The following is a 13,238-nucleotide window of genomic DNA, read 5'->3' on the forward strand; positions in this document are numbered from 1 at the left end:
TCGTTCAAGATGAGCACAAAACGAGGTGATGAGCGGGGCAACCGGCCTGGAGGCGGGACTTTCGCCGGGTACAGCGGGTAACGTCGAGCTGTGTCCGCTGACCCTGCCCATGACATCGCAGACCAGCCCGCCCGCGGCACCCGGGCGGGCGAGTCCGGCGGGCCGGGCGGGCCGGCCGTGACGGGCCCGGTCGAGGTGCGCCGCAGCGCCCGCCGCCGCCGTACGGTGTCCGCCTACCGGGACGGCGACCGTACGATCGTGCTGCTGCCGGCCCGGATGTCCGCGGCGGAGGAGCAGCGCTGGGTGACGGTGATGCTGGACAAGCTCGCCGCGCAGGAGAGCCGCCGGATGCCCGGCGACGACGAGCTCGCCGCCCGCGCCGCGCGCCTGTCGGAGCAGTACCTGAACGCCCGGGCCGTCCCGGACACCGTGCGCTGGGTCACCAACCAGAACTCCCGCTGGGGCTCCTGCACCCCGGCCGAGGGCAGCATCCGCCTGTCCCACCGGCTCCAGGGCATGCCCGAGTACGTCATCGACTACGTGCTGCTGCACGAGCTCGCGCACCTGCTGGTGCCCGGCCACGGCCCGCGGTTCTGGAAGCTGCTGGAGAACTATCCGCGCACCGAGCGCGCCCGCGGCTTCCTCGAAGGGGTCGTCGCCGCCGAGCGCCTGCCGCACGCGCCCGCCCCGAGCGAGGACTGACACCGCCGGGACCGCACCGGTACCTGGCTGGTACGGGCCGGTGATGGCCGCTTCCGGTGCAAGCGGTTAGCCTGACGCAACGCACCGGGACGCAGGTGTGTGCACAGCGGCGCGCCGAGCCGGACGACAGGCGGAAATGGGGGAAGTTCGCGCATGGCCAGGGAGTTCCAACGTGGCCACAAGGCCAGGATCAGTGATCTGACCGCGGGCAGGGATCTCTACGTGGGCGTGCAGATCACCGCTCCCGGCCTCACGTTCGACATCAGCTGCTTCGGGCTCGACGCCGACGAGCGGCTTTCGGACGACCGCTACTTCGTGTTCTTCAACCAGCCGAAGTCGCCGGAGGAATCGATCCAGCTGCTGGGCGCGCAGGCCGGGGACACCGAGTCCTTCCGGGTCACCCTCGACAAGGTCCCCGACGCCGTGCGGAAGCTGTCCTTCACCGCCACCATCGACGGCGACGGGCAGATGTCGCAGATCTCGCCCGGCTACATCCGGCTGGTCGCCGGGGGCGAGGAGGTCGCGCGGTACCCCTTCACCGGCGCGGAGTTCAGCACCGAGCGCGCGGTGATGCTCGCCGACGTCTACCTCAAGGACGTGTGGCGCTTCGCCGCGGTCGGCCAGGGCTTCGACGGCGGGCTGGAGGCGCTGCTGCGGAACTTCGGCGGCGAGGTCGCCGAGGACGAGCCGGCCGCCCAGGAGCCGCAGGCCGCCCCGGGGTTCGCCCCGCCCGGCGGCGCACCGCCCCCCGCCCCCGGCTTCGCGCCGCCGCCCGGACCCGCCGCGGCCACCCCGCCGCCGCTTCCGGCACCGGCACCCGCGCCGGCACCCGCCCCCGCGCCGACGCCCCCGCCCCTTCCCGCGCCCGCGTTCGGCACCCCGCCGCCCGGGCCCGCCGCGGGCACCCCGCCGCCGCTGCCCGGCGCCGCCGCCCCCTCCATCCACCAGGCGCCCACCATGGTCGGGCCGCTGACCCCGCCGCCGGCCCAGGCACCGCCCTTCGGCCAGGTACCGCCCCCGTCCCCACCGCCCGCCTTCCCCGGCCAGGCCACCCCGCCGCCCTTCCCGGGGCAGCCCGGCCCGCCGGGCCCGCCGACGGGCGCCCCGGGCGGATACGCGGTGCCGCAGACACCCACCCTGGCCGCGGGCATCTCCGTGTCCATGCAGAAGTACCGCGAGCAGCCGACCGGTCGGCGCTGGACGCAGCAGAACCCGAAGATGATGCGCGCCGACCTCGGCCAGGGCGACGGGCAGCCGGTGCTGGCCCGGCAGGGCGCCATGGTGCTCTACCAGGGCAGGGTCGACTTCGGCTACAAGGGCGCGGGCTTCCGCGGCCGGGTCGTCGGCAACATGACCGGCCAGGAGATGCAGCTCATGCGCTGCACCGGCGCCGGCCAGGTCTTCTTCGCGGAGAACGCCTCCTACCTGCACCCGGTGGAGTTGCAGGGCGACGCGATCTGCGTCTCCGCAGAGAACGTGCTCGCCTTCGACGAGGGCCTCCAGCACGAGGTGCGCAGGATCGAGGGCCACGGCATCCCGGGCGGCGCGCTGTTCACCATGCAGTTCCAGGGCACCGGCACGGTGGTCGTCAAGACCCACGGCACCCCGGTGGTCCTGCCGGTCACCCCGACCACCTACGCCGACAGCAACGCGATCGTCGCCTGGTCGGCAGGCTCCCAGGTGATCGTCTCCAGCCAGGTGCGGCTGCGCAGGAGCGCCTACCCCGGGCACAGCGGCGAGACCGTGAACCTCCAGTTCCGCGGCGCCCCCGGCAACTTCATCGTCGTCCAGCCCTACGAGGTGTGACCCGCCATGGACCAGCAGATGATCGCGGGTTACGCCCCCAGGCCGGTCACCGCCCGCATGGAGAACCACGGCTCGTCCATGCTCAAGGTCGCCATGGCTACCGGCCAGGACCTGTACGCCAGGACCGGGTCGATGATCGCCTACGAGGGCTTCATCCAGTACGAGGCGAACCCGCCCGCGGTGCGGCAGATGGCGGCGTCCTGGCTGACCGGTGAGAGCGCGCCGGTGATGAAGTGCAGCGGCGACGGCCTGCTCTACCTGGCCGACTACGGCGCCGACGTGGTCTGCCTCAACCTCGCCGACGAGTCGGTGTCGGTCAACGGCACCAACCTGCTGGCCTTCGACGCCCACCTGCAATGGGGTGTCGAACGGGTCAAGGGGCTGGCGAAGTTCGCCGGCCAGGGCCTGTTCAACGTGGCGGTGACCGGCACCGGATGGGTCGCGATCACCTCGCGCGGCACCCCGATCGTGGTGGACTGCGGCTCTGGCGCCGACGAGACGTATGTCGACCCGGACGCCCTGGTGGCCTGGTCGTCGGGGCTGAAGATGAAGGCCAAGCGCAGCTTCAAGGCGTCGTCGCTGATCGGGCGGGGCAGCGGCGAGGCGTTCCAGATCGCCTTCTCCGGCCAGGGCTTCGTGGTCGTCCAGCCCAGCGAGGACAGTACCGACCGGCTCCGGGCCCGGGGCTGAGGGGGAGCGAACACATCATGCAGAGCCCGCTTTTCGCCTTCACCGAGGTCCAGAACCAGGACCACTACAGCCTCCAGAACTCCTACCTGCTGCGGGTCCGGCTCGACGGCAACACCGGCCCGGACTGCCTGGCGCGCAAGGGCGCAATGGTCGCCTACCAGGGCATGGTCGAGTTCGACGGGGAGTACCAGCCGCACCACCAGCGCCGCGCCGCGCGGGCGACCGGCGAGGGACTGGACCTGATGCGCTGCTCCGGCCAGGGCACCGTGTACCTCGCGAACCTCGCCCAGCAGATCCACATCCTGGATGTCGACCACGACGGGATCACCGTCGACAGCGCCTACGTCCTGGCCCTGGACTCCGGGCTGCACTGGGACGTCGTCGCGGTCGACAGCCAGTACGGCATGGCCGGCACCGGGCAGTACAACGTCGCGATCGCCGGGCAGGGCAAGGTGGCCCTGATGACCTCGGGCAAGCCGCTGATGCTCCCGGTCACCCCGGAGACGTACGTGTCCTGCGACGCGGACGCGGTCGTCGCCTGGTCGACGTCGCTGCGGGTACAGATGCAGGCGCAGACGAGCAGTTCGTCGGTCTTCCGGCGGCGCGGCAACACCGGCGAGGGCTGGGAGCTGAACTTCGTCGGCCAGGGCTACGTCCTGGTCCAGCCCAGCGAGATGATGCCGCCGCAGAACGTCGAACTGCACGGGCTGCGCGGCCAGTACGGCATCGGGGCCCAGGGCGGCAACCAGGGCAACGCGTGGGGCGGCCGCTGACGGCTTCGGCCGCGCGAAAGCCGTCGCAGCAACAGGTAAGGGGCGCCGTCCCAAGACGGCGCCCCTTACCTTTCGGCTTGCGGCCGGCGGCTGCCTACAGCAGCGCCAAGGTGCGGGCCATGAGGGTGCGGACGGAGCGGTCCGGCAGCTCCGCGACCTCGTCGAAGCTGAACCAGCGCAGCGCCAGCGACTCGTCGCTGACCGCCTCGGTGGCACCCGGGGGCGCCACCGCCGCGTACTGCACGTCGAAGTGCCAGGCGCACGGCACCAGGTGGCGGTCGAGGTTCACCGGGCCGGGCACCAGGAGGTCGAGCCCCTGGATGCCGGACTCCTCGGTGCCCTCGCGCAGGGCGGCGCCCGACAGCGAGAGGTCCTCCGGCTCGCAGTGCCCGCCGGTCTGGAGCCATGTCCTCAGCTTGGCGTGCAGGGTCAGCAGGACATGCTGCCGCTCGGCGTCCAGGATGAGCACGCTGCCGGTGATGTGCCCGTCCTTGCACGGCTTGCCCATGCCGTCCGGGTGGGCGGCCAGGTGCGCGAGGTACGCGTGGCGCAGCTCGTCCTGGCCGGCGTCGGGGGCGTGCCAGTTCTCCAGGACGCCCACCGCGTCCTTGTGCAGGGTACTCACTTGCCGCTGTCGCCGTCCTCGTCGCCGGAGCCCTCGGCGGGCTTGCCGCCGCCCGCGGAACCGCCGTCCTGGCCCGGTGCGGGCTTCTCCGGCTGCTCGGGGGCCTGGTCGGCGGATTCGCCCGCGGGGCCGGTGGCGCCCTTGTCCAGGCTCGTGGGGGCGCCGCCGGCGGCCTCGCCGAGCAGCTTGTCCAGCTCGGAGAAGTCCAGCGAGTCGCGGTGCACGAAGCCGTCGGGGTCGTCCAGGTCGGCCGCGGTCGGCAGCATGTCCGGGTGTGCCCACAGCCCGTCGCGGCCCTCGGCGCCGCGGGCGTCGGCGAGCGAGGCCCACAGCCGGGCGGCGTCGCGCAGCCGGCGCGGCCGCAGTTCGAGGCCGATCAGGGTGGCGAAGGTCTGCTCGGCCGGCCCGCCGCTCGCCCGGCGGCGGCGCAGGGTCTCCCGCAGCGCGCCCGCGGACGGCAGGTGCGGCGCGGCGGCCTCGTGCACGACCGCGTCCACCCAGCCCTCGACGAGCGCGAGCGCCGTCTCCAGCCGGGCCAGCGCGGCCTTCTGCGCCGGGGTGTCCTCGGGCTGGAACATGCCCTGCTGCAGTGCTTCCTGAAGCTGCTCGGGCTGCGTCGGATCGAGCTGTCCGACCGCCTCCTCCAGGCGGGCGGTGTCGACCTTGATGCCGCGCGCGTATCCCTCGACGGCACCGAACAGGTGGGCGCGCAGCCACGGCACATGGGCGAACAGCCGCTGGTGGGCGGCCTCGCGCAGCGCCAGGTAGAGCCGCACCTCCTCCTGCGGGATGCCCAGCCCGTCGCCGAACGCGGCCACGTTGGCCGGCAGCAGCGCGGCCTTCCCGGACGGGCCGAGCGGCAGCCCGACGTCGGTGGAGCCGACCACCTCGCCGGCCAGGGTGCCGAGCGCCTGCCCGATCTGGGAGCCGAACATCGCGCCGCCCATGGAGCGCATCATGCCGAGCAGCGGCCCGGTCATGGCCTGCATCTCCTCGGGCAGCACGTCGCCCATGGCGCCGGCCACCCGCTCGGCGACCGGGTCGACCAGGTCCTTCCACACCGGCAGGGTCGCCTCGACCCACTCGGCGCGGCTCCAGGCCACCGCGGTGCCCGCGCCGGAGGGAAGGGACGTCACGCCGTCGAGCCACAGGTCGGCCAGGCGGATCGCCTCCTGGACCCAGTCGCGGTCGGCGCGGCCGACGGTCGCGTCCTTCACACCGTCCGGGGTGCCCTGGGCGACGGTCTGGCGGGCGATGTCCTTGGCCATGTCCCAGTTCACGGGGCCGCCGTCATAGGAGAGCATCTGGCCGAGCTGCTGGAAGGCCGCGCCCAGGTCACCAGGGTTCATGGAGCCGAACATCGCCGCGAACGGGTTGTCGCCGCCGCCCGCGCCGAAAGGACCGGCGCCGCCGAAGCCGAAGGGGTTCGGCTGGCCGCCCTTGGGCTGCTTGCCCTCGTCCCCGTCCTCGGGCTCCTCGGGAGGGACGCCGAATCCGAATGGGATGTCACTCACGGGATTCCTCGGATCTGTGTCGTGATGGGCTGTGTCGGGGCCGGTTCGTGGTCGGGCCTGCCCCCCGGCCGTCGCCGGTGCGGCGGAGCAGGAACTCTCGCACACCGGGCCCGGTGTGGTGGGCTCTACCTCCAGCGTAGACACCTGTCCGGCAGGATGGCGCTGTACGTATCTGAGACAACCGTGGGAGACACCCGGTGAGTTCCCCAGAAGCACACGTTCGCCCAGAGCGGAGTCCCGGTCGGGCCGGGTCCGGGCCGGTGGTCGCGATCACTGGCGCGGCTTCCGGGGTGGGGCGCGCGCTGGCCCTGCGGCTCGCCGAGTCCGACCAGGTCAGGAAGGTCGTCGCGATCGACGAGCGGCGCGGCGAGGTGCCCGGGGCGACCTGGCGGGTGCTGGACGTACGCGACCCGGCGATCGCCGAGAAGCTGCGCGGCGCGTCGGTCGTGGTGCACCTGGCGCTCGACCTCGACCTGGAGTCCGACCCGAAGGCCCGCTCGGCGTTCAACGTGCGCGGCACCCAGACCGTGCTCACCGCGGCCGCCGCGGCCGGGGTGCACCGCGTCGTGCTGTGCACCTCGGCGATGGTCTACGGCGCCCAGGCCGACAACGACGTGCCGCTCGCCGAGGACGCGCCGCTGCGCGCCACCTCCGAGGCGAGCTTCGTGGACGACCTGCTGGAGATCGAGCGGCTGGGCCGGCGCGCCCCGCGCGCCCACCCGGGCCTCAATGTGACGATCCTGCGCCCGGCGGTCCTGGTGGGCGACACCGACACCGCGCTGACCCGCTACTTCGAGTCGCCCCGGCTGCTGGTGGTGGCCGGCAGCCGCCCGTGCTGGCAGTTCTGCCACGTCGAGGACCTGGTGTCGGCGCTGGAGTTCGCGGTGCTGGAGAAGGTCGACGGCGAGATGGCGGTCGGCTGCGACGGCTGGCTGGAGCAGGAGGAGATCGAGCAGCTGTCCGGCATCCGCCGCATGGAGCTGCCGGCCGCGGTCGCCTTCGGCGCGGCGTCCCGGCTGCACCGCCTGGGCCTGACGCCCTCGCCCGCCGGAGACCTCGCCTACACCATGCACCCCTGGGTGGTCAGCGGGCGCAAGCTGTACGAGGCGGGGTGGCGGCCCCAGTGGTCCAACGAGGAGGTGCTCGCCGAACTGCTCGCCGAGGTCGAGGGGCGCAACTCCGTCGCAGGGCGCCGCCTGGGCCGCAAGGACGCCACCACCCTCGGCGCCGCGGGCGCGACCGTCGCCCTGATCGGCGCGGCGGCCGTGGTGCGCAGCGCACGCCGCCGCCGCGGACTGTGAGGCAGGATGAAAGGCATGGCACCCGTGTTCGGTACGCCCGGCGAGTCGGCCGGTCCGTCGGAGTCCGCGCCCCTGGGCGGAGTCCTGCCCGCCGTACGGCTCCTCGCGATCCGCGACACGCCCCTGTCGGTCGACGAGGTCCTCGCCGCGGTCGGTGACGACGCGGCGGGCGGCACAGCACTGTTCGTGGGCACCGTCCGCGACCACGACGGCCGCCCCGACGCCCAGGTGACGGGCCTGTCGTATTCCGCGCACCCCACCGCCGAGGCGGAGCTGCGCCGGGTCGCGGAGAAGGTCGCCGCGGACTTCCCCGTACGGGCGCTCGCGGCCGTGCACCGGGTCGGCGACCTGCGGGTCGGGGACATCGCGGTGGTCGTCGCCGTCGCCTGCGCGCACCGCGGCGAGGCGTTCGCCGCCAGCCGCCGCCTCATCGACGACCTCAAGCGCGAGGTGCCGATCTGGAAGCAGCAGACGTTCTCCGACGGCGAGCAGACCTGGGTCGGCGCGTAGCGCCCCCGCGGCACCAGGGGCTCCTGTCGGCCGGGACCACCGGGCACCGCCCGTTAGTGGTACTTCCGGTTGCGTAACCCCGCGCCCCGGCCGAACGTTGACCTACCGCGTGGTTAATCTGCTCATAGGTCTGATTAACCTCGTTTGGGCCATACGGGATCGGGGAGTTCGCAGTGGCAGCACTCACTTGGTTGCTCATTCCGGTGGCCGCGGCGGTCGCCGCCGCCATCTGGGCCCGCTGGGCCGTCCGCCGGCGCCGCACCGGGGACGGTGCCTCGCTCGCCGGATACGAGCGGTTCCGGCAGGCCATGCAGGCCACCGCGGTGGTGCCGAGCGCGGCCGCCGGCGCCCCTGTGCGCGCGGCCGACAGGGACGTCGTCGTGGACGGAGAAGGGGACTCACCCCGCGGGCCGGTTGTCGGACCGGTCCCGTAGGGTCGGGGCATGTCACGCCGCACCGCGACGCTCCTCGCCTCGACCCTGACGCTGATAGCGCTGCTGTGCGTGGCGCTCGTGACCCCGACGCCGTACGCGGAGATGTCACCCGGGCCGACGGTGAACACCCTGGGCAGCTACGGCGGCGACAAGGTCATCGACATCTCCGGCCACAAGACGTATCCCACCACCGGCAACCTGAACATGACGACGGTGCGCGTCACCGGTGCCGACTACCGGATGAACCTCGTGGAGGCGGTGCTCGGCTGGGCCCGGCACGACGACAAGGTCGTCGAGCACGACACCATCTACCCCCAGGGCCAGACCGCCGAGCAGGCCGACCAGGAGAACGCGGAGGAGTTCAGCCAGTCCCAGGACAGCGCCAAGGTCGCCGCCCTGGCGGAGCTGAAGATCCCCGTGCAGTCCCGGGTGATCGTCTCCAGCGTGGTCAAGGGCGGCGCGGCCGAGGGCCTGCTGCACGCCGGCGACGTGATCAAGGCGGTGGACGGCCACCAGGTCAGCGCGGCCGACCAGGTGGCGACCTTCGTGACCAAGCACTCCCCGGGTGAGAAGACCGTGTTCACCGTGGTCCGGGCCGCCGACGTCAAGAAGAAGTCGCCGCCGGTCCAGCAGGTGACGATCACCACCCGCACCTCCGACGACACCGGCACCAAGCGCGCGGTCGTCGGCATCACGGCGGGCGTGGAGCACCTGTTCCCGTTCACCATCGACATCCGGCTCGCGGACGTCGGCGGCCCCAGCGCGGGCATGATGTTCGCGCTCGGCATCATCGACAAGCTCACCCCGGAGGACCTCACCGGCGGTGCGTTCGTGGCCGGCACCGGCACCATCGACGACAACGGGAACGTCGGCCCGATCGGCGGCATCAGCCTCAAGACGATCGGTGCCCGCGACAAGGGCGCGAAGTACTTCCTCACCCCGGCCGACAACTGCGAGGAGGCCGCCAAGGACATCCCCAGCGGCCTCACCCTGGTCAAGGTGAAGACCCTGGACGACGCCATGGCGGCGCTCAAGGACATCCGCAGCGGCGCCACCTCGAAGCTGCCGAGCTGCAAGAGCTGACCGGCAGGGCGCCGGCCTCCAGGGCGCCGGCCGCCGGTGCGGTGGCGCCCTCCCCGGGCCCTACTCCTCGAACGTGGCGCTGAGCGCGTCCGCCAGCCCCGGCACCAGGTCCTTGCCGGTCAGCACCTCCGTCGCGGAGTCCTTCTCGCGCAGCCGCACCGCCGACTCGCGGCTGCCGTCACGCAGCACCCCCACCGTCATCCGCACCTCCTGGCGCTCGGGGTGCGCCGCCACCCAGGCGGTCAGCGCCTTGCCGTCGAGGCCGGCGGGGATCGCCGCCTCCGCCGACGGCGGCAGCATCAGCCGCTCCACGGTGAGCGCGCAGCCCGCGATCACATCCGGCCAGGCGATGGTGGCCAGGAACTCGTCGAGCGCCTGGCCGGCGGGCAACTCGTCCTGCTCGATGGGGGTCAGGCCGGCGTCCGCGGAGTCGGCGTCGGCCAGCCCGAGCTGGTCGGCGAGCGCGGGCTCGCGGCTGCGCAGCTGCGCGGTGTCGACGAGGGCGAACAGCCGCGCGGGCCGGTCCCAGCCGAGGCCCGACGCATAGGTGTCGATCTCCAGGACGGCGCGGGTCAGGGGGTTCGCCGCGAGCGGCGCACCTTCGGTCGCAGTGTTGGACATGTCAGTATCCTCCCCCTTCTCCGGCCGGAATCGGGAACCGGCCAATGCGTCGAGAAGTTGCACCCTATGGGGGTCCGACCCGGGGCACCCGAGACCAGCGACCAGTTCGAGGTGCGCACCGTGGTATTCGACATGCCGGAACGCGACGCGGGCGGAGGGGCGTTCGCACCTCGCTTCCCCGTCGGCCGCCCGTCGCGCAGAGCCCGTGCGCTGCTGGTCACCGCGGGCGTGCTGGCGGTGCTGATGGTCGCGTTCGTGATGTTCGCCGGCTTCTGGACGGACCTGCTGTGGTACCGGTCGGTGCACTACGCGTCGGTGTTCCGTACCCTGGCCGGCACCCGGGCCGCGCTCTTCTGCACCTTCGGGCTGCTGATGGCGCTGGCGGTCGGCGTGAACATGTTCCTGGCGTACCGGCTGCGCCCGCTGCCGGGCGCGATGTCGGCCGAGCAGCAGAACCTCGACCGGTACCGCACCGGGATCGCGCCGTACCGGACCTGGGTGCTGCTCTCCGTCAGCACGGTGGCCGGGCTGCTCGCCGGCGGATCGGCCGCCGCCCACTGGCGGCTGTGGCTGCTGTACGCCAACTCCACGCCGTTCCACACCAAGGACCCGCAGTTCCACAAGGACGTCTCGTTCTACACCTTCGACCTGCCCTGGTACCGCTTCCTGCTGGCCTTCGGCTTCGCCGCCCTGGTGCTGTCCCTGGTGGCCGCCACGCTGGTGCACTACCTGTACGGCGGGCTGCGGATCACCTCCCCGGGCGCGCGGGCCGGCGCCGCCGCCACGGCCCACCTGTCGGTGCTGCTGGGCCTGTTCGTCGCGCTCAAGGCGGTCGCCTACTGGCTGGACCGCTACTCGCTGGCGGTGAAGTCCAGCGGGATCAGGGCCACCGACGACTGGACCGGCCTGCGCTACGTCGACGCCAACGCCTACCTGCCGGCGAAGACGATCATGTTCGGCATCGCGCTGATCTGCGCGCTGCTCTTCTTCACCACGCCCTGGCGCCGCACCTGGACGCTGCCGACCGTCGGCTTCGGCCTGATGCTGCTCTCCGCGATCCTGATCGGCGGCCTGTACCCGGCGATCGTGCAGAAGTTCCAGGTCCAGCCCGACGAGGCGGCCAAGGAAGCGCCGTACATCCAGCACAACATCGACGCCACCCGCGCCGCCTACGGCATCGACGGCACCGTGGAGTCCGACTACAAGGGCACCAGCAAGGCGTCGGACGCCAAGCTGCGCACCGACGCCGGAACCGCCGCCTCCATAAGGGTGCTGGACCCCGACGTCGTCTCCCCGGCCTTCCAGCAGACCCAGCAGTCCGGCAGCTACTACTCCTTCCCCGCCACCCTGGACGTCGACCGGTACACGGTGGACGGCAGGGAGCAGGACACCGTGGTCGGCGTCCGGGAGCTCAACGTGAAGGGCATCCCGGAGAAGAACTGGATCAACGACCACTTCAAGTACACCCACGGCTACGGCGTCGTGACGGCCGAAGGCACCACCGTGACCGGCAACGGCACCGCCGCGGACACCGCGGACACCGCAGACACCGCGGCCGCCGCGGGCTCCGGTACGGCCGGCGGTGTCGACCTCACCGGGCAGCCGGTCTACACCGAGCAGGGCCTGCCCACCGCCGGGGACCTCGGCTCCTACACCCAGCAGATCTACTTCGGCGAGCAGACCACGCAGTACTCGATCGTCGGCGGCCCCACCAAGGAGCTGGACTACGCCGGCAAGAAGCACGAGGTGACCACCACCTACCGCGGCAAGGGCGGGGTCAGCCTCGACAACCCGGTCACCAGGGCGGCGTACGCGGTGACCTTCGGCGAGCCGAAGATCCTCTACTCGGGGGCCATCGGGCACGGTTCGCAGATCCTGTACGACCGCACCCCCAAGCAGCGCGTCGAGGCGGTCGCGCCCTGGCTGACGGTCGACGGCGACCCGTACCCGGCGGTGGTCGGCAAGCACGTGGTGTGGATAGTCGACGCCTACACCACCACCGACGAGTACCCGTACTCCTCGCGTACGACGCTCGGCGCCGGCGGCGGCCAGGGGTCGGGGCAGCACCAGGTCAACTACGTCCGCAACTCGGTGAAGGCCACCGTGGACGCCTACACCGGCAAGGTGACGCTCTACCAGTGGGACACCCGGGACCCGGTGCTCAAGACCTGGATGAAGGCGTTCCCGCACACAGTGCGGTCCAAGAGCACGATCCCGGCGGGACTCATGGCGCACCTGCGCTACCCCGAGGACCTGTTCACGGTGCAGCGGCAACTGCTCACCCAGTACCACGTCACCAAGGCCGCGCAGTTCTCCACCGGCAGCCAGGTCTGGCAGGTGTCGGGCAACTCCGCGTCGAAGTCGGGCAAGGCGGCGCCGCCGACCTACCTGAGCCTGGAGATGCCCGGCCAGAGCACGCCGCGCTTCTCGCTCACCTCCACCTTCACCCCCAAGAAACGCGGCACCCTGGCGGCGTTCGTCGCGGTGGACTCCGACGCGACCAGCCCCGACTACGGGACGATACGGCTGCTGGAGACGCCGACGAACGACCCCGTGGAAGGGCCGCGACTGGTGCAGAGCAAGTTCGACTCCGGCTATGCCCAGCAGATCTCCCGGCTGCGCGGCAAGGACTCCACCGTCGAGTACGGCAACCTGCTCACCCTGCCGCTGGACGGCGGGCTGCTGTACGTCGAGCCGGTCTACCTGCGCGGGGCGGACATCGACTACCCGCTGCTGAAGAAGGTGTTCGTCAGCTTCAACGGGCGCACCGCCTTCGACGACACCCTCGACGAGGCGCTGGACGCGGTGTTCGGCACCAGCGATGCGACGCCTGCGCCAACACCGACGACGCCGACGACATCTACGACGCCGACGACGCAGCCGGCCTCTTCGGCGCAGGCCGCCGCGAAAGGCTCCGGCGGCTCCTCCGCGGCTCCCTCGGGCGCGTCGGCGGACCCCGGGGTGGAGGCGGCGCTGACGAAGGCCCAGAAGGCGTACGACGACGCGCAGGCGGCCCTGCGCAAAGACGACTGGACGGCGTACGGCACGGCCCAGCGGCGGCTGGGCAGGGCGCTCCAGGAGGCGCGGCGGGCGGAGGAGGCGGCCGGAGCGGCGGCCGTCAACCCCGCCAAGTCCCCGGCCACGCCTTCGAAGGCGGGCTGATCAGGTGACGTCCCGCG

At 72.3% G+C, this 13,238-nt stretch carries 12 protein-coding genes; 9 read left to right on the top strand and 3 right to left on the bottom strand.

Features of this window, described 5'->3' with window-relative positions:
• Nucleotides 1-90: 90 nt before the first annotated feature.
• From AC3EVP_RS03740 to AC3EVP_RS03755, 4 genes are all read left to right on the top strand, one after another.
• A complete protein-coding gene (locus AC3EVP_RS03740) occupies nt 91-702 on the top strand; it encodes a M48 metallopeptidase family protein (RefSeq protein ID WP_435125932.1) in 612 nt (203 codons plus the stop codon).
• Nucleotides 703-855: 153 nt separating this feature from the next.
• Nucleotides 856-2,508, top strand: coding sequence for a TerD family protein (locus AC3EVP_RS03745; protein WP_435125935.1), 1,653 nt, complete (start codon nt 856-858; stop codon nt 2,506-2,508).
• Nucleotides 2,509-2,514: 6 nt separating this feature from the next.
• Nucleotides 2,515-3,198, top strand: a complete 684-nt coding sequence (locus AC3EVP_RS03750; protein ID WP_335977351.1) for an AIM24 family protein — start codon at nt 2,515-2,517, stop codon at nt 3,196-3,198.
• A 17-nt stretch (nt 3,199-3,215) separates the two neighbouring features.
• Nucleotides 3,216-3,971 carry an AIM24 family protein gene (locus AC3EVP_RS03755; RefSeq protein ID WP_335977349.1) on the top strand — a complete coding sequence of 252 codons (756 nt, stop codon included), beginning with the start codon at nt 3,216-3,218 and terminating at the stop codon, nt 3,969-3,971.
• 94 nt (nt 3,972-4,065) lie between these two features.
• On the opposite strand, the gene AC3EVP_RS03760 is transcribed toward AC3EVP_RS03755, so the two are convergent.
• Together AC3EVP_RS03760 and AC3EVP_RS03765 are read right to left on the bottom strand one after the other, a co-directional pair.
• Entirely contained in the window at nt 4,066-4,596 is a 531-nt protein-coding gene (locus AC3EVP_RS03760) for an NUDIX hydrolase (RefSeq protein WP_335977346.1), read from the bottom strand.
• On the bottom strand, nt 4,593-6,110 hold the full coding sequence (locus tag AC3EVP_RS03765) for a zinc-dependent metalloprotease (protein WP_335977345.1): 1,518 nt from the start codon (nt 6,108-6,110) through the stop codon (nt 4,593-4,595). Before AC3EVP_RS03765 ends, AC3EVP_RS03760 begins: the two co-directional genes overlap by 4 nt.
• Before the next feature lie 197 nt (nt 6,111-6,307).
• Between AC3EVP_RS03765 and AC3EVP_RS03770 the strand changes: the two genes are divergently transcribed.
• The 4 genes from AC3EVP_RS03770 (at nt 6,308) to AC3EVP_RS03785 (ending at nt 9,438) form a co-directional block, all read left to right on the top strand.
• Nucleotides 6,308-7,411, top strand: coding sequence for an SDR family oxidoreductase (locus AC3EVP_RS03770; protein ID WP_335977342.1), 1,104 nt, complete (start codon nt 6,308-6,310; stop codon nt 7,409-7,411).
• Nucleotides 7,412-7,417: 6 nt separating this feature from the next.
• Nucleotides 7,418-7,921 carry a molybdenum cofactor biosynthesis protein MoaE gene (locus AC3EVP_RS03775; RefSeq protein ID WP_435125942.1) on the top strand — a complete coding sequence of 168 codons (504 nt, stop codon included), beginning with the start codon at nt 7,418-7,420 and terminating at the stop codon, nt 7,919-7,921.
• Nucleotides 7,922-8,094: 173 nt separating this feature from the next.
• On the top strand, nt 8,095-8,355 hold the full coding sequence (locus tag AC3EVP_RS03780; protein WP_435125945.1) for a hypothetical protein: 261 nt from the start codon (nt 8,095-8,097) through the stop codon (nt 8,353-8,355).
• 9 nt (nt 8,356-8,364) lie between these two features.
• Nucleotides 8,365-9,438 carry a YlbL family protein gene (locus AC3EVP_RS03785; protein WP_435125948.1) on the top strand — a complete coding sequence of 358 codons (1,074 nt, stop codon included), beginning with the start codon at nt 8,365-8,367 and terminating at the stop codon, nt 9,436-9,438.
• A gap of 60 nt (nt 9,439-9,498) precedes the next feature.
• On the opposite strand, the gene AC3EVP_RS03790 is transcribed toward AC3EVP_RS03785, so the two are convergent.
• Nucleotides 9,499-10,059, bottom strand: coding sequence for a PPA1309 family protein (locus tag AC3EVP_RS03790; RefSeq protein WP_435125951.1), 561 nt, complete (start codon nt 10,057-10,059; stop codon nt 9,499-9,501).
• 66 nt (nt 10,060-10,125) lie between these two features.
• On the opposite strand from AC3EVP_RS03790, the gene AC3EVP_RS03795 reads away from it, so the two are divergent.
• On the top strand, nt 10,126-13,221 hold the full coding sequence (locus AC3EVP_RS03795; RefSeq protein WP_435125954.1) for a UPF0182 family membrane protein: 3,096 nt from the start codon (nt 10,126-10,128) through the stop codon (nt 13,219-13,221).
• Nucleotides 13,222-13,238 lie beyond the last annotated feature (17 nt).

The sequence above is a fragment of the Actinacidiphila sp. bgisy144 genome (genome assembly GCF_057708105.1).